The sequence below is a fragment of the Streptomyces sp. HmicA12 genome, assembly GCF_000373565.1.
Taxonomy (GTDB): domain Bacteria; phylum Actinomycetota; class Actinomycetes; order Streptomycetales; family Streptomycetaceae; genus Streptomyces.
The window spans coordinates 16,847-32,926 of record NZ_KB891806.1 but is presented as its reverse complement, the minus strand read 5'-3'; the positions used below and the strand labels follow the sequence as shown (position 1 = coordinate 32,926).

Here is a 16,080-nt window from a genome sequence, read left to right as displayed (position 1 = left end):
CAGTTCAGCGTAGGCAACAGTCCTGGCTCATGACGTCATACCGTGGTGCTCACCGCGCTTAGTACTCAGGTATCACCAGCACGCGCAGTGCCTGGCTGTCACAGCTCCGCGAGCAGTTCGGCCTTCTTCGTAGAGAACTCCGAGTCCGTGACCAGCCCGGCTTGATGCAGTTCGCCGAGGTGCCGGATCCGGTCGGCGATGTCCGCCGGGTCGCGGCGCCCGGGCGACACCGCCCCGGCAGGCAGCTGCCCCGACGACGGCGCGGGGCTTGTCGTGCGGACGGCGGCCAGCACCGAGGCGGCGAACGGCAGCGACTCGTGCACCGGACCATAACCGAGTCCGAAGACGACCGCGGCCGGATCTTGGTCGGCCTGCCCGGGCTGTTCCCCGACCACGTCACGGTGCAGGAGCCGCAGATGTCCCTCGAACAGTTCGGGCGAGCGCCACTCGACGCCGCTCAGATCGCCGACCGGGAACGTCTTGTCCCCGGCCTTCCACTTGGCGGACGACGCTCCGGTCCAGAACCAGCGGAAGGAGACCGAGGAGCCGTCGAAGGAAGCCTTCCCGTCGTACGCCTTGAACTGGAGGGGGGCCTCGGGCGGCGCCACCAGATAGCCCTCGGTCCGCCGGTCCTCCTCGGCGACGAGCTGACCGCGCAATTCGTCCGCGTAGTACTCGGCGAGAGTCTCCCGGTCGGCGGGCAGTACGAGGCGGTAGGGGTCGCTGCTCTCCTTGAGCTGCCCGGCCGCGGCGTCCATCAGCGGATCCGCGCCCGGTCTCGGCACGGCGTGCAGCACCACAGTCCCGCGCTTCCCGGGAGTGAGGGTCACCGCCGCGATCGCTTCCAGCGGGATGTGGCGTTCGCCGAGCGCCTGAAGGAGCTTCGGCGTGCGGATCCCCCGTTCGAAGCGGATGCGCACGGAGTCGGTCTCGAACTCCCAGGCGGCATGAAATCCGGCCAGTACGTCACCCATGCGGCTCATCGTATGCGGCACGCGCGCCTCCGTCGCCTGTTGCGTCGGACCACTGTTTCGCCGTTCTCTACGCGCGTCAGGTGGAGCCGCTGCCGGAAAATCCCTCCCGGCAGTCCTGATCCGCGTCGGCGCACCGCACCGATCGGTACGAGCCAGTCCCGATCTTGGCGAAGTTGCTGAGACTCTCGGTGCCCGGTTCGAAGTAGCCCGTGTGCCCCTTGGCGGCGCCCGCTGAGACAACCCGCGAACCGAAGCCGGAGGAGACCGGGTCGGCACCATGACCGAGCCCACCCACCTCCATGTAGGGCACGTCCTGGATCCAGTCGTCCTTGTCGCGAGTGGCCCACACGCGCGCGTGTGTGTGCAGGCCCGCAGCGCTCTGGGCACGCATCCCGGGACTGCCGGCCACCGTGATGTCACTGACTCGCGACGGCAGGTCGCGCGCCGCGACACCACAGACGACGGAGCCGTAGCTGTGGCAGTACAGGGCGACGGGCGAGCTGCCGGGCAGACCGCGCAGCATGGCGTTGAGCCGGACCGAGCCGTCGTCCGCGCGCATCGCCGTGGCCGCGTCCACGCCTAGCCCCACGGGAGCCGTGTAGTCGGCCCACGCGATCACCGCGGCGTGCGTGTGCGGGCTCGCGGTGCGTTCCGCGGCGTACAGCGAGCGTGCCATGCCGACAGGAGCGGAGTACTTGCGGAAGGTGCGCTGGAAGGTCAGCACATTCGTGTCGACGCCCGGCACCACGACCGAGACGCGCTGCGCCGTGTCGAGATCACCGAACACCTCGGCCACCCGGCCGGTGCCCATGGGATCGAAAGCGAGGATCTTGCGATGGGGATCGTCGAGGAGCGCGAAACGCTGCATACGTTGCTTCGCGTCGGCGTGCCCGACGGAGGACAGCCGATTGTCGTGAGTGCGCTGCTGCTCGACTGCGCGAGCCTGCTCCAGAGCGATGCGATTCGCGCGATAGCGCAGCTCTACAGGCGCTCCGTTCATGTTGCCGACCGCGAGCGGATAGCGGTCGGCGAGCCGACTTCGCTGGTGCGGGGTCAACGAGGCGAAGAAGTGCCCGAGCCGGGTGGGGGAGCCGTCGGGGTCGGGCAGCACGTGTCCGTTTATCCGGCCGTGCTCCCATGCGGTGAGAGCGGTCTGGAGCGGCGAGGTGACGCCCCGCTGGTGACGCACCGCGGTCCAGCCGGTGGTCGCCAGCATGACGAACACGACGGCCAGCGCAAGCAGAGCGCGCCAGACGTTCAGTTGGGGGGATGAGTCGAAGGAAGTCACTGCGGGACACCCTAGGAGAAGCGCGCGAGGCTCCGTACCACGGGTGAGGCAGATCACGTTTTCCGAGGTGTATTTGGGTAAAAGCGGACGTAGTTGGGGTCAAATCATCACGCTGTGTAGGGAGGCGAAGCGCCCCACGCGCGCGGGAGTGCGACCGGCGTCACATCGCCGCGCTCGCACGCTCCTCAGGTGTGATCGCGACGCCACCGCTCACCGAGCGACGGGTTCAGATGATCGAGGTACGTCTCCGTGAGGGCCCGGATCGAGTCGACGCTGGCGTCCTCGCCCGCGCCCCACAGGCGTCCGGTCAGCCGCATCACGCCGCTGAACGCGGCCACGGCGACGCGCGGACGCAGATCGCCGTCCACGTCGACGCCCTCGCGTTCGGCGATGACGTGCGCGATCTCCTCCTCCAGTTCGATGGAGCGGCGCAGATGCACGGCCAGCAGGGAAGGCGTCGACTCGATCATTTGGTAGGTGCGCATGTGGAGTTCGACCGGAATGACCTCCTCCACGGAGCGGCTCAGTGCGTCCCACGTGCCGAGGACCGTGTGGCGCAGGGCCTCGAACGGGCTCTCCTCCGCGGGCCGTTCACGCAGGGCGGAGACGAAACGGCCCTCCACCATGTGCTGCACCGCGAAGGCGGCCTCCTCCTTGTTCGCGAAGTACCGGAAGAAGGTGCGCTGTGAGACCTCGCAGGCCTCGACGATCTCGTCGACCGTCGTCCGGTCGAACCCTTGAGTCGTGAAGAGCTCGAGTGCCGAGCGCAGCAAAGCGTTTCGTGTGCGTTGCTTCTTGAGTTCACGCAGGTTCAATTGGGCGGCCATGGTCCTCTTTCTAGCCGTTTGTGCAGCTCAGCATAGTGTGAGCGAGGTGACAGTTACCGACTTGTGAAATGCTTTGTCAACTGTCAGGAGCTGTCACTAGCCTCGAACGTATGACTAGTCAGATCACTGTCGACAAGGCGGACCGGGTCCCGGAGCCCGAGCCTGCCCCGGCATCGGCCAAGGGGTTCCGCGGCCACCCTTGGTTGACCCTCTTCTCTGTCGCGATCGGCGTGATGATGGTTGCCCTCGACGGCACCATCGTCGCCATCGCCAACCCGGCCATTCAGAAGGACCTCGGCGCGAGCTTCGCCGACGTCCAGTGGATCACCAACGGCTACTTCCTCGCCCTCGCGGTCACACTGATCACCGCGGGCAAGCTCGGCGACCGGTTCGGCCACCGGCAGACCTTCCTCATAGGCGTGGTCGGCTTCGCCGCCGCCTCGGGGGCCATCGGCCTGTCCGACAGCATCGCCCTCGTCATCACTTTCCGTGTGTTCCAGGGGCTGTTCGGTGCGCTGCTGATGCCGGCGGCGCTCGGCCTGCTGCGTGCCACGTTCCCCGCCGAGAAGCTGAACATGGCCATCGGTATCTGGGGCATGGTGATCGGCGCGTCGACCGCGGGCGGTCCCATCCTCGGTGGCCTGCTCGTCCAGCACGTCAGCTGGCAGTCCGTCTTCTTCATCAACGTGCCCGTCGGCGTCGTCGCCCTCGTGCTCGGGCTCGTCATCCTTCTCGACCACCGCGCCGCGAACGCGCCGCGCTCCTTCGACATCCTCGGCATCGCGCTGCTGTCCGGCGCGATGTTCTGCCTCGTCTGGGCCCTCATCAAGGCGCCGGCGTGGGGCTGGGGCGACGGCATGACGTGGACGTTCATCGGCGTGGCGGTGCTGTGCTTCGCGCTCTTCGCGCTCTGGGAGACCCGGGTCTCCGAACCGCTCATCCCGCTGGCGCTCTTCCGCTCCGTGCCGCTGTCGGCCGGTGTGATCCTGATGGTCCTCATGGCCATCGCGTTCATGGGCGGTCTGTTCTTCGTCACCTTCTACCTGCAGAACGTGCACGGCATGAGCCCGGTCGACAGCGGGCTTCACCTGCTGCCGCTGACCGGCATGATGATCGTCGCCTCCCCGCTGGCGGGCGCGATGATCACGAAGGTCGGTCCGCGCATTCCGCTCGCCGGCGGTATGGCGTGCACCGCCATCGCGATGTACGGGATGTCCACGCTCGAGTCGGGCACCGGCAGCGGCATCATGTCCGTCTGGTTCGGTCTGCTCGGCCTCGGCCTCGCGCCGGTGATGGTGGGCGCCACCGAGGTCATCGTGGGCAACGCCCCGATGGAGCTGTCCGGCGTCGCCGGCGGACTCCAGCAGGCCGCGATGCAGATCGGCGGCAGCCTCGGCACCGCCGTGCTCGGCGCCGTGATGGCGTCGAAGGTGGACAACGACCTGGCCGGCAACTGGGCCGACGCCGGTCTTCCGCCGCTCACCTCCGCTCAGTCGGCCCAGGCGTCGGAGGCCGTCCAGGTGGGAGTCGCCCCGGTTCCGCCGCAGACGCCGGCTGCCATCGCGGGGAAGATCACGGACGTCGCCCACGACACGTTCATCTCCGGCATGAGCCTGGCCTGCCTGGTCGCCGCGGGTGTCGCGGTCGTCGCCGTCCTCGTCGCGATGCTGACCAAGCGGGGCGAGAACGCGGAGGCGGCAGCGGGCGCCGCGCACATCTGACGCCCTTCGCCGTGCACGAGGTGGTGAAACCGCCTGTGTGGGGGAAGCCCTCGGGAACTTTCCGGGGGCTTTCGCTTATCCGGGTGACGTCCCTCGACAGCCCTTCCCGGAACCGGATCTTCCGGGCCAGAGTGTGAGGCAAGCGATCAGTCGCGAACGCAACTGGTCGATACGACACGGGGGTTGAAGCACATGCGCACGTCCATGATCACCAAGATGGCCACCGCCGCGTTCGCCGTGGTGGCACTCACGCCCGGCCTTGCCGCCGGAGCCGCGCCGCCGACGCTGGGCGACTGCGCGGCCGGAGAGCTCTGTCTTTGGACCAAGACGGGGTTCAAGGGGTCCCGCCACACCTATGAACTGGCCGGGACCGACATCGAGAGCTGCGTCGCGCTGCCGGAGGGGAGCAGCGCGGCGTCCCTCGCCAATCGCACAGGCCGCCCCGTCACCACGTATCAGTCCGCTGAGTGTGCGGAGACCGGGGAGTTCCAGACGTATCCCGGCAGTGGCACGTGGGAGCCCGAATCTCCCTATCGTGCGCGGGCGTTCAAGATCTGGGAGAGATAGCGGAGCGCCGGGTGCGGTAGACGCTCACAAGCGGGGTACCCGAATCATTGCCCGAGTCCGGACGACCTCAGGGAGTGATGATGGCGGGCTTCGGACACACCACGCGCAAACACCCTCGTTCACGTGGCCGCGCATGGTCACGGAGCGGGCCGGACCGCGCGTCGCTCGGAATCATCGGCCTCATCTGCGCGATCGCCGGGTTCTTCATCCTGCAGATCGTGCTCGGACCGGTCGCCGTCGTCTGCGGCTGGCTGGCCATGGGCCGTCGTTGGACCGGCACCCAGTCGATGCCGGCCCTGGTCGCGGTCGTGCTCGGTGCGATCGACACTCTGCTCGCGATTGTCTGGCTGGCCTCAGCGGCCGGCCCCAGCGCGGGAGGAATGTTCTGAGCGCGAGAGTGTGACCGTTCCGAGCGGTCAATTCCAGGCGGCCCCGGGCGAGTTCCCGGGGCCGCCCACCGAAGCGGCCGCACCGCGGTCGGGCGGCGTCACGTATGTCTGCCCCGCGCTCTCACCCGCGTCTGTCCCCATACGTGGGGACATCGCGACCGGCGCGCCCGAGATCTCTCCCGCCGACGAGCGCTTCTGACTACCGCGAAAACCACGGGCTGCCCGATGCGTGCGACTGTCTGAATGCCCCGCCGGCTGCCGCGGAGGCATGGGGGGCCCAGTCATCCAGGCGTCCCAGGAGCCGCTGCCTGTTCGGGGACTTCCGGCTGACCAGGAGTCACGAGCGGTCTCGGTGACCCCGGTTGTGTGGACGCCCTTGGCTGTTCGGAATCCTCTGGTCGCCCAGGTACCTTCAGCCGCCCGGAAATTTTCGGTTGTCCGGACGCCTCCGGCGGTGCAGATACCGCTGGGGTGCTGAGTACGTCAGAGCGACCACGCGCGTCTGATCGGCCGGCTGGCTCCGATGGGCCAGGGGCGTCCGACCGGCCGACTGGTTCCGATGGACCATGCGCGTCCGACTGACCGTGTACCCCCGACTGACCGGGCACCCCCGGCAGTCGGGACACCCCAGATGCCTCGGGCCCCGGTCCGGCTCCTGGCCCCGGTCCGGCTCCTGGCCCCGGTCCGGCTCCTGGCCCCTGTCCGGGTCCGGATCCGACCCCGGACTCAGGCCATGGCCCGAGCGGCCCGGGCTCCGACCCGGGCCGGCCCGACAGCACTGCCACCTGGGCCCGGAGCGCCCGTACCTCGTGTGTGAGCGCCTCGATGGCCTCCGTCTGACGGCGTTCTTCCGCGTCGTCCTTCTCGAACCGGGAGATGAACCATGCCGCGATATTGGCGGTGACCACACCGAGCAGCGCGATGCCAGACAGCATCAGACCCACCGCGAGCACCCGGCCCATGCCGGTCGTGGGTGCGTGATCGCCGTAGCCGACCGTCGTCATGGTGGTGAACGACCACCACACGGCGTCGCCCAGCGTCTTGATGTTGCCGTTCGGGGAGTCCCGCTCCACGGAGAGGACCGCCAGTGAGCCGAACATCAACAGGCCCACCACGGCCCCGGCGACATACGTCGTGAGCTTTACCTGCTCGGCCATCCGGGCCCGGCGGCCGACCAGGAGCAGTGTCGACACCACACGCAGCAGCCGCAGAGGCTGCGCCAGGGGGAGCACCACGGCAAGGAGGTCGAGGGGGTGCGAACGTACGAAGTGTTTACGGTCCTGCGCGAGGAAGAGACGGACGATGTAGTCGAGGGCGAACGCGCCCCACACCACCCACTCCACGACCGCACACGTGTCGTTGACCGCGCGCGAGGCGTCCGGTCGGACGATGGGCACCGCGTAGGCGACGGCGAAAGCCAGGGCCAGGGCGAACAGCGGGCGATGCGTGTGCTGTTCCCATCGGGTCTGTGCCGGTTGCTCCTTCATGCGCGCATCGTAGGAAATGCCGGAGGGCGGCGGGACCAGGAATCCCACCGCCCTCGGACAGGGCGTCCGCCCAGCGAGCCGTTACGCGTCGCCTCCGGCCGAGCCGGGGTCGGCGGCCGTGACGTCGAGCAGCTGGTAGCGGTCGATCGCCTGCTTGAGGACCGAGCGGTCGACCTTGCCCTCACGGGCGAGCTCCGTGAGCACCCCGACCACGATCGACTGCGCGTCGATGTGGAAGAAGCGGCGCGCGGCGCCCCGGGTGTCGGCGAAGCCGAAGCCGTCCGCGCCGAGCGACTGGTAGGTGCCCGGAACCCAGCGGGAGATCTGGTCGGGGACGGACCGCATCCAGTCGGACACCGCGACGAACGGACCTTCCGCGCCGGACAGCTTCTGCGTCACGTAGGGCGTGCGCTGCTCCTCCTCGGGGTGCAGCAGGTTGTGGCGCTCTACTTCCACTGCCTCGCGGCGCAGTTCGTTCCACGAGGTCGCGGACCACACGTCGGCGCGTACGTTCCACTCCTGCGCGAGGATCTGCTGGGCTTCCAGGGCCCACGGGACACCGACGCCGGACGCCATGATCTGGGCCGGGATGGTGCCCGAGGTTCCGGTGCTGATGCGGTGGATGCCCTTGAGGATGCCCTCGACGTCGACGTCGGCCGGCTCCGCGGGGTGCTGGATCGGCTCGTTGTAGACGGTGAGGTAGTAGAAGATGTCCTCGCTGTCCGGGCCGTACATCCGGCGCAGACCGTCCTTGACGATGTGCGCGATCTCGTAGGCGTACGCCGGGTCGTAGGCGACACAGCCGGGGTTGGTCGAGGCCAGCAACTGGGAGTGGCCGTCGGCGTGTTGGAGACCTTCACCGGTCAGCGTCGTACGGCCGGCGGTCGCGCCGAGTACGAAGCCGCGCGACATCTGGTCGGCCATCTGCCAGAACTGGTCGCCGGTGCGCTGGAAACCGAACATCGAGTAGAAGACGTAGACCGGGATCAGCGGTTCGCCGTGCGTCGCGTAGGCCGAGCCCGCCGCGATCAGCGAGGCGGTGCAGCCCGCCTCGGAGATGCCGTCGTGCAGCATCTGTCCGGTGGGCGACTCCTTGTAGGCGAGCAGGAGTTCACGGTCGACGGACTCGTACTGCTGGCCGAGCGGGTTGTAGATCTTCGCGCTCGGGAAGAAGGAGTCCATGCCGAAGGTGCGGTACTCGTCGGGGGCGATCAGCACGAAGCGCTTGCCGATCTCCTTGTCCCGCATGAGGTCCTTGAGCAGCCGGACGAACGCCATCGTCGTGGCGATCGACTGCTGACCCGAGCCCTTCTTCACGCTCGCGTACGTCTTGTCTTCCGGGAGCTGGAGCGGCTTCGAGCGCACGACTCGGGTCGGGACATAACCGCCCAGCGCCTTGCGGCGGTCGTGCATGTACTGGATCTCTTCGGAGTCGCGGCCCGGGTGGTAGTACGGCGGGGCGCCACCCTCCAGCTGCGCGTCGGTGATCGGGATGTGCAGCCGGTCGCGGAAGCCCTTCAGGTCGTCGACCGTGAGCTTCTTCATCTGGTGCGTGGCGTTGCGGCCCTCGAAGTTCGGGCCGAGGGTCCAGCCCTTGACCGTCTGCGCCAGGATCACCGTCGGCTGACCCTTGTGCTCCTTGGCCGCCTGGAAGGCCGCGAAGATCTTCTTGTGGTCGTGGCCGCCGCGACCCAGGTGGAGGATCTGGTCGTCGGTCATGTTCTCGACCATGGAGCGCAGGCGGTGGTCGCCGCCGAAGAAGTGGTCGCGGATGTACGAGCCGGGCTCGGTCGCGTACGTCTGGAACTGGCCGTCGGGGGTGGTGTTCAGCTTGTTGACCAGGACGCCGTCGCGGTCCTGGGCGAGCAGCGGGTCCCAACTGCGGTCCCAGACAAGCTTGATGACGTTCCAGCCGGCGCCGCGGAACTGGGACTCGAGCTCCTGGATGATCTTGCCGTTGCCACGCACCGGGCCGTCGAGGCGCTGCAGGTTGCAGTTGACGACGAAGGTCAGGTTGTCGAGGCCCTCGCGGGCGGCGATGGAGAGCTGGCCGAGCGACTCAGGCTCGTCCATCTCGCCGTCGCCGAGGAAGGCCCACACCTGCGACTTGGAGGTGTCGGCGATGCCGCGGGCCTCCATGTAGCGGTTCATCCGGGCCTGGAAGATCGCGCCGAGCGGGCCGAGGCCCATGGAGACCGTGGGGAACTCCCAGAAGTCCGGCATGAGGCGCGGGTGCGGGTACGAGGACAGACCGTTGGGCGCCTTCGACTTCTCCTGACGGAAGGAGTCGAGCTGGGCCTCGGTGAGCCGGTCCAAGAGGTACGCGCGGGCGTAGATGCCGGGCGAGGCGTGGCCCTGGAAGAAGATCTGGTCGCCGCCGTCGCCCTCGTCCTTGCCGCGGAAGAAGTGGTTGAAGCCCACGTCGTAGAGCGAGGCCGAAGACGCGAACGTGGCGATGTGGCCGCCGACGCCGATACCGGGGCGCTGGGCGCGGGACACCATCACCGCGGCGTTCCAGCGCGTCGCGTTGAGGACCTTGCGCTCGATCTCCTCGTTGCCGGGGAAGAACGGTTCGTCCTTGGTGGCGATCGTGTTGATGTAGTCCGTGCTGCGCATCTCGGGCACGGCCACGCGCTTCTCGCGGGCGCGCTCGATCAACCGGAGCATCAGATAGCGGGCTCGCTCGCGGCCGCGCTCGTCGACCGCCGCGTCAAGGGAGTCGAGCCACTCCTGAGTCTCTTCGGGATCGAAGTCCGGGACCTGGCTGGGGAGACCGCCAATGATGATCGGGTTGCGATCGGATCCGGAAGCCACGCTGTTCCCTCACTGTCGGTGATGCCGCTGGTTCACTGTCGGGTACGCCGCTGTCCATCGTGTACCGCGGAATCGGAATCGTCATCTCTACCGCGAGGTAATCCGGATTCCGCACGGCGACCCTCGATCGGGTTCGAACAAATCGCAACGATACGCCCGCGTCGTTCAGGTGTTCCGTGGGGCCGTTCGGCCCTGGTTACGCTCGGTGGTCGGGCAGTGCGGGCAAACCCGGCAGAACGCTGTGGCATACATCACTGACCTGGGGGGATCCTTGACTGGAGTTGCGGTGACACGGCCAGGAACGTCACCGTTTCGGCGGTCTCGGGGGCCGGGTACTTGCGCGATCCGTCGCGCACGTGTGGACTACGGCCAACGCTTCGCGTGCGCGCGAAGCCGCAGACAACTTCGTAAACATGATCAGGAGGCAATCCGTGAGCGCGACCGCGGACCACGCGGAGACGAACCTTGCCGTAAGGCTCGGGTTCCAGACCGACCAGGTGGTCCAGGAGATCGGCTACGACGACGACGTCGATCAGGAGCTCCGCGAGGTCATCGAAGAGACCATCGGCTCCAACCTCGTCGACGAGGACTACGACGACGTGGCTGACGCCGTGGTGCTCTGGTTCCGTGAGGACGACGGGGACCTTACTGATGCGTTGGTGGATGCCATCGCGTACATGGAAGAGGGCGGGTCCATCCTCCTGCTGACGCCGAAGACCGGGCGTGACGGGTACGTCGAGCCGAGCGAGATCGGCGAGGCCGCCACCACTGCCGGGCTTTCCGCGAGCAAGAGCGTCAGTGCGGGCAAGGACTGGACGGGCAGCCGTCTTGCCACGCCGAAGGCCGCAGCCAAGAAGCGGTAGGAGCTGTCCCGGCGGAACGGGAATCTCAGGGTGAGGCCCTCACGGGTGCGTCTCGGCGTGCCTGTGAGGGCCTCACGCGTTCGCCGGGCCCGGTCACGGGCCGAGGCGCGGGCCGGGCCGGTGACCGCCCCGGAGCGAGGCAGGCGGCGACAGAGCACTCAGGTGCGGGAACTAGGCTGAACTCACCCGAACAGCCCCATCGAAGGGAATCTTCACCATGGCGATCGAGGTCGGCACCAAGGCTCCGGAGTTCGAGCTCAAGAACCAGCACGGCGAGACCGTGAAGCTCTCGGACTTCCGCGGCGAGAAGAACGTGGTGCTGCTCTTCTACCCGTTCGCTTTCACCGGGGTGTGCACCGGTGAGCTGTGCGCCCTGCGCGACGAGCTGCCGAAGTTCGTCAACGACGACGTGCAGCTGCTCGCCGTGTCGAACGACTCCCCGTTCACGCTGCGGGTCTTCGCCGAGCAGGAGGGCCTCGAGTACCCGCTGCTGAGCGACTTCTGGCCGCACGGCGAGACCTCGCGCGCGTACGGCGTCTTCGACGAGGAGAAGGGCTGCGCGGTGCGCGGCACCTTCGTCATCGACAAGGAGGGCGTCGTCCGCTGGACCGTCGTCAACGGCCTGCCGGACGCTCGCGACCTGAACGAGTACGTCAAGGCCATCGACAGCCTCTAGGGCACCCTGTAGAGAGGCCCTCTACAGGACGACACCCGGTAGGAAGCCTCGCCGGTTGCGGGAACCCGTCACTAGGATCCAGACGTTGATCCGATGCCAGACGTACTTCGGGGCTCCCCGCCCCCAACACCACAGGGAGGACTCGTGGGAGTCAGCCTCAGCAAGGGCGGCAACGTATCGCTGAGCAAGGAGGCCCCTGGTCTCACGGCGGTCGTCGTGGGCCTGGGGTGGGATGTCCGTACCACCACCGGTACGGACTTCGACCTCGACGCCAGCGCGATCCTGACCAGCGCCGAAGGCAAGGTCCGCAACGACCAGGACTTCGTGTTCTTCAACAACCTGAAGAGCGCCGACGGCTCGGTCGAGCACACCGGTGACAACCTCACCGGTGAGGGCGAGGGCGACGACGAGCAGGTCAAGGTCAACCTCGCGGCCGTCCCGGCGGACGTCGACAAGATCGTGTTCCCGGTCTCGATCTACGACGCCGAGAACCGCCAGCAGTCCTTCGGTCAGGTGCGCAACGCGTTCATCCGCGTCGTGAACCAGACGGGCGGCACCGAGATCGCCCGTTACGACCTCTCCGAGGACGCCTCGACGGAGACCGCCATGGTCTTCGGCGAGCTGTACCGCAACGGGGCGGAGTGGAAGTTCCGCGCCGTCGGCCAGGGCTACGCCTCGGGTCTGCGCGGCATCGCGCAGGACTTCGGCGTCAACGTCTGAGCCGTAGCGCACCACCACGCTCATCTGTCCGGCGCCGCACTCCCGTAGTGCGGCGCCGGACGCGCAGGGCACCAGCAAAGCCAGCAATGCCTTACACCTCGGGGAGGACCACCAATATGGGCGTCACGCTCGCCAAGGGAGGCAATGTCTCCCTCTCCAAGGCCGCACCGAACCTCACGCAGGTCCTGGTCGGGCTCGGTTGGGACGCACGCTCCACCACCGGAGCCGACTTCGACCTGGACGCCAGTGCGCTGCTGTGCAGCGGCGGCCGGGTGATGGGCGACGAGTGGTTCATCTTCTACAACCAGCTCACGAGCCCCGACGGCTCCGTCGAGCACACCGGTGACAACCTCACGGGTGAGGGCGAGGGCGACGACGAGTCGATCATCGTGGACCTCTCCAAGGTGCCGGCCGACTGCGACAAGATCATCTTCCCCGTCTCGATCCACGACGCGGACAACAGAGGGCAGACTTTCGGCCAGGTCAGCAACGCGTTCATTCGCGTCGTCAATCAGGCCGACGGCCAGGAACTCGCCCGCTACGACCTCTCCGAGGACGCCTCCAGCGAGACCGCGATGATCTTCGGTGAGGTGTACCGCTACGGGGGCGAGTGGAAGTTCCGTGCGGTCGGTCAGGGGTACGCGTCCGGGCTCCGGGGCATCGCTCTAGACTTCGGAGTCAATGTTTCGTAAAGCCGTGCACGGAGCGGGGGAGCCCCGTACAACCAGCACGGGGAAACCCGTACACACGATGGGGTAGCCAGTGGTTCTGAAAACCTTCGGCTGGTCGTTCGCGATCACCGTGCTCGGCTTGATCGCGGCGGTGTTCTACGGCGGTTGGACCGCTTTCGGGGTCGTCGCGATCCTCGCGATCATGGAGATCTCGCTGTCGTTCGACAACGCGGTGGTCAACGCCGGAATCCTGAAGAAGATGAGTGCCTTCTGGCAGAAGATCTTCCTCACGGTCGGTGTGCTGATCGCCGTCTTCGGAATGCGACTGGTCTTCCCTGTCGTCATCGTCGCGATCAGCGCCAAGATGGGTCCGGTCGAGGCCGTCGACCTCGCCTTCAATCAGCCGGACCGCTACCAGCAGCTGGTGACGGACGCGCACCCGTCCATCGCCGCCTTCGGCGGCATGTTCCTGATGATGATCTTCCTCGACTTCATCTTCGAGGAGCGGGACATCCAGTGGCTGCGCTGGATCGAGCGGCCGCTCGCCAAGCTCGGCAAGGTCGACATGCTGTCGGTCTGCATCGCGCTGATCATCCTCCTCGTCGCCTCCATGACCGTCGCGGTCAACGCCCACCAGCACGGCGGCGCGCACGTCGACAAGCAGGCCACCGTGCTGCTCGCCGGTGTCGCGGGTCTGATCACCTACCTCATCGTCGGCGGCCTCTCGAGCTTCTTCGAGAACCGGATCGAGGAAGAGGAAGAGCGCGAACACGAGGCCGAGGAAGAAGCCAAGCGCACCGGCAAGCAGAAGCCGGCCGTGGTCCTGGCCGGCCAGGCCGCGTTCTTCATGTTCCTCTACCTTGAGGTCCTGGACGCGTCGTTCTCCTTCGACGGTGTGATCGGCGCCTTCGCCATCACCAACGACATCGTGATGATGGCCCTCGGCCTCGGCATCGGTGCCATGTACGTCCGTTCGCTCACCGTCTACCTGGTCCGCCAGGGCACCCTCGACGACTACGTGTACCTGGAGCACGGCGCGCACTACGCGATCGGCGCGCTCGCCGTGATCCTCCTGGTCACCATCCAGTACGAGATCAACGAGATCATCACCGGTCTCGTGGGCGTCGTCCTGATCGCCTGGTCGTTCTTCTCCTCGGTCCGGCGCAACAAGCGCCTCGCCGCAGAAGAGGGCGGATCCGGGAGCCCGGACAAGGCCGAGGTGGCGTCCGGAGTCTGAGCCACCGAGGACCCGAGGTTTGACCCCGGGCCCTTTCCTGGAACCCTGTCAGCGGGGCGGTCGTACGAGGACGAGTCCTCACCGGCCGCCCCGTCGGCATGTACGGGCGGGGACGAGTACGGGTACGTGATCGGCGGGTAGATGATCAACGTACGCGGACGCAGCGGCACTTGGGGGCGGTATGTCCTTCTGGGACAGGCTATGGCGGGGCAACTCCGCGCAGTTCGAGTTCGATTCGGGCAGCGCGGCGACCAACAGCATCGAACTCACCAAGCGGCACCCGGCCGTCTCGCTCTCCAAGCAGGGCGCGGACACCGGCAACCTGCGGGTCAATCTCTCCTGGCGGATGCGGACCTCGGACATCGGCGGGCCGGAGAAGAACAGCCTGCTGCGCCATCCGTTCAGCGTGTTCAAGCCCGATGTCGTGCAGGCGCACACCCAGTCGATGGTCAACGTTGACCTGGACCTCGGCTGCCTGTACGAGCTGCAGAGCGGCGAGAAGGGTGTCGTACAGCCGCTGGGCGGCTTCTTCGGGGAACTGAACGCTCCGCCGTACGTGAAGCTCAGCGGTGACGACCGGTTCGGTTCGGCGTCCGGCGAGACCATCTACGTCAATCTCGACCACCGCGAATCCATCAAGCGGCTGCTGGTGTTCGTCTACATCTACGACCAGACGCCGGCCTTCGACCGCACCCACGCGGTGGTGACCCTGTATCCGAGCAACGGGCCGCGGGTCGAGATCAGCCTCGACGAGCGGCAGCCGCAGGCCCGGTCCTGCGCCGTCGTCTCCATCGAGAACGTCAAGGGCGATCTGGTGGTGCGGCGCGAGGTGAAGTTCGTGTACGGGTTCCAGGCGGAGCTGGACCGGTTGTACGGGTGGGGGCTGCAGTGGGGGCGGGGCTACAAGTCCGTCAGCGGTCGCTGAGTCTGCCGCCCCCCCCGGGCTCACCGCCCGATGAACTGCGGCCCCTGCGGCGGGAGCCGGAACATCGGGTCGGGGTACACCGTCGCCGCCACCGGCTGCGGGTAGCCGTACGCGGGCTGGTGCTGCGGGGCTGGCTGGGTCGTGGGCTGCGGCGGGTACCCGTACGCCGGAGGCTGCTGCGGCGGCGGCAGCGGGAAGTCCGAAGGGGCGGCGGGGACCGGCACCGGTGCGGTGGCCGGCGTGGGCGTCGGGGCCGCCGGAGCGGACGCGGCGGTCTCGTCGACCGAGATGCCGAAGTCGGTGGCGAGGCCGATCAGGCCGTTCGAGTAGCCCTCGCTGACCGCGCGCAGCCGCCAGCCGTCCCCGCGGCGGTACAGCTCGCCGCAGATCAGCGCGGTCTCGGCGCCGGTCTCCGGCTTGATGTCGAAGTGCGCGAGCGGTTCGGCGCCGTCGGCCGCGGCGTCGTAGACGAACATCCGCAGCGACGGTACGTGCTTGAACTCGATGTCCTCCGCGGAGGCCACGAGCAGGATCCGGCCGATCTCGGGGCCGAGGCCCGCCAGATCCGCCTGGACGGTGTCGGTCAGGCCGTCGGCCACCCGCTTCTTGCCGAGCCGCCAGACCTTGCCCGAGGGGTGCCGGGGCTGGTTGTAGAAGACGAAGTCCTCGTCGGAGCGGACCCGCTCGTCCGCGCCGAGCAGCAGTGCGGAGGCGTCCACGTCCGGCACGCCCTGCCCCGGGGTCCAGCGGAGCACGGCGCGCACCGCCGTGGCGTCGAGCGGGACGTTCGCCCCCTTGAGCATCGCGTGCGTCATGCCGTTCATCCTGCCCTCCTGACACCGGCCAGGACAACGCGGGGTGCCAAGATCCACTGCCGGGTCGAGGCCCGCCGAAGTCCGGAACACACCCTTCGACATATGG

General features: G+C 67.7%; 14 protein-coding genes and 1 pseudogene. 9 read left to right on the top strand and 6 right to left on the bottom strand.

Annotated elements, in window-relative coordinates:
- Positions 1 to 98: 98 nt before the first annotated feature.
- From B072_RS0115550 to B072_RS0115540, 3 genes are all read right to left on the bottom strand, one after another.
- Positions 99 to 974 (bottom strand): DUF4429 domain-containing protein, encoded by an 876-nt coding sequence (locus tag B072_RS0115550; RefSeq protein ID WP_018530883.1) that lies wholly within the window; start codon positions 972 to 974, stop codon positions 99 to 101.
- 76 nt (positions 975 to 1,050) lie between these two features.
- Positions 1,051 to 2,262 carry an alpha/beta hydrolase gene (locus tag B072_RS0115545; protein WP_018530882.1) on the bottom strand — a complete coding sequence of 404 codons (1,212 nt, stop codon included), beginning with the start codon at positions 2,260 to 2,262 and terminating at the stop codon, positions 1,051 to 1,053.
- A 185-nt stretch (positions 2,263 to 2,447) separates the two neighbouring features.
- Entirely contained in the window at positions 2,448 to 3,089 is a 642-nt protein-coding gene (locus B072_RS0115540; protein WP_026245870.1) for a TetR/AcrR family transcriptional regulator, read from the bottom strand.
- Between the two features lie 110 nt (positions 3,090 to 3,199).
- Between B072_RS0115540 and B072_RS0115535 the strand changes: the two genes are divergently transcribed.
- The 3 genes from B072_RS0115535 (at position 3,200) to B072_RS0115525 (ending at position 5,766) form a co-directional block, all read left to right on the top strand.
- Positions 3,200 to 4,810: an MFS transporter gene (locus tag B072_RS0115535; protein WP_026245869.1), complete on the top strand. Its 1,611-nt coding sequence runs from the start codon at positions 3,200 to 3,202 to the stop codon at positions 4,808 to 4,810.
- 192 nt (positions 4,811 to 5,002) lie between these two features.
- Positions 5,003 to 5,377, top strand: a complete 375-nt coding sequence (locus tag B072_RS0115530) for a peptidase inhibitor family I36 protein (RefSeq protein ID WP_018530879.1) — start codon at positions 5,003 to 5,005, stop codon at positions 5,375 to 5,377.
- Positions 5,378 to 5,454: 77 nt separating this feature from the next.
- Positions 5,455 to 5,766 carry a hypothetical protein gene (locus tag B072_RS0115525; RefSeq protein ID WP_026245868.1) on the top strand — a complete coding sequence of 104 codons (312 nt, stop codon included), beginning with the start codon at positions 5,455 to 5,457 and terminating at the stop codon, positions 5,764 to 5,766.
- Positions 5,767 to 6,533: 767 nt separating this feature from the next.
- Here B072_RS0115525 and B072_RS46495 read toward each other — a convergent pair.
- Both B072_RS46495 and aceE read right to left on the bottom strand, forming a co-directional pair.
- Positions 6,534 to 7,253 (bottom strand): annotated as a pseudogene (locus tag B072_RS46495) (potassium channel family protein); the annotation flags it as partial.
- 81 nt (positions 7,254 to 7,334) lie between these two features.
- Positions 7,335 to 10,067, bottom strand: a complete 2,733-nt coding sequence (gene aceE, locus B072_RS0115520; RefSeq protein ID WP_018530877.1) for a pyruvate dehydrogenase (acetyl-transferring), homodimeric type — start codon at positions 10,065 to 10,067, stop codon at positions 7,335 to 7,337.
- 431 nt (positions 10,068 to 10,498) lie between these two features.
- On the opposite strand from aceE, the gene B072_RS0115515 reads away from it, so the two are divergent.
- From B072_RS0115515 to B072_RS0115490, 6 genes are all read left to right on the top strand, one after another.
- Entirely contained in the window at positions 10,499 to 10,930 is a 432-nt protein-coding gene (locus B072_RS0115515; protein WP_018530876.1) for a DUF3052 domain-containing protein, read from the top strand.
- 217 nt (positions 10,931 to 11,147) lie between these two features.
- Positions 11,148 to 11,606 (top strand): peroxiredoxin, encoded by a 459-nt coding sequence (locus tag B072_RS0115510; protein ID WP_018530875.1) that lies wholly within the window; start codon positions 11,148 to 11,150, stop codon positions 11,604 to 11,606.
- 144 nt (positions 11,607 to 11,750) lie between these two features.
- Entirely contained in the window at positions 11,751 to 12,326 is a 576-nt protein-coding gene (locus B072_RS0115505; RefSeq protein ID WP_018530874.1) for a TerD family protein, read from the top strand.
- Positions 12,327 to 12,442: 116 nt separating this feature from the next.
- Positions 12,443 to 13,018: a TerD family protein gene (locus tag B072_RS0115500; protein WP_018530873.1), complete on the top strand. Its 576-nt coding sequence runs from the start codon at positions 12,443 to 12,445 to the stop codon at positions 13,016 to 13,018.
- 70 nt (positions 13,019 to 13,088) lie between these two features.
- Complete coding sequence (locus B072_RS0115495; RefSeq protein WP_018530872.1) at positions 13,089 to 14,234, top strand: DUF475 domain-containing protein; 1,146 nt, start codon at positions 13,089 to 13,091, stop codon at positions 14,232 to 14,234.
- A gap of 181 nt (positions 14,235 to 14,415) precedes the next feature.
- Positions 14,416 to 15,159, top strand: coding sequence for a TerD family protein (locus B072_RS0115490; protein WP_018530871.1), 744 nt, complete (start codon positions 14,416 to 14,418; stop codon positions 15,157 to 15,159).
- A gap of 20 nt (positions 15,160 to 15,179) precedes the next feature.
- On the opposite strand, the gene B072_RS0115485 is transcribed toward B072_RS0115490, so the two are convergent.
- Positions 15,180 to 15,974 (bottom strand): TerD family protein, encoded by a 795-nt coding sequence (locus tag B072_RS0115485; RefSeq protein ID WP_026245867.1) that lies wholly within the window; start codon positions 15,972 to 15,974, stop codon positions 15,180 to 15,182.
- Positions 15,975 to 16,080 lie beyond the last annotated feature (106 nt).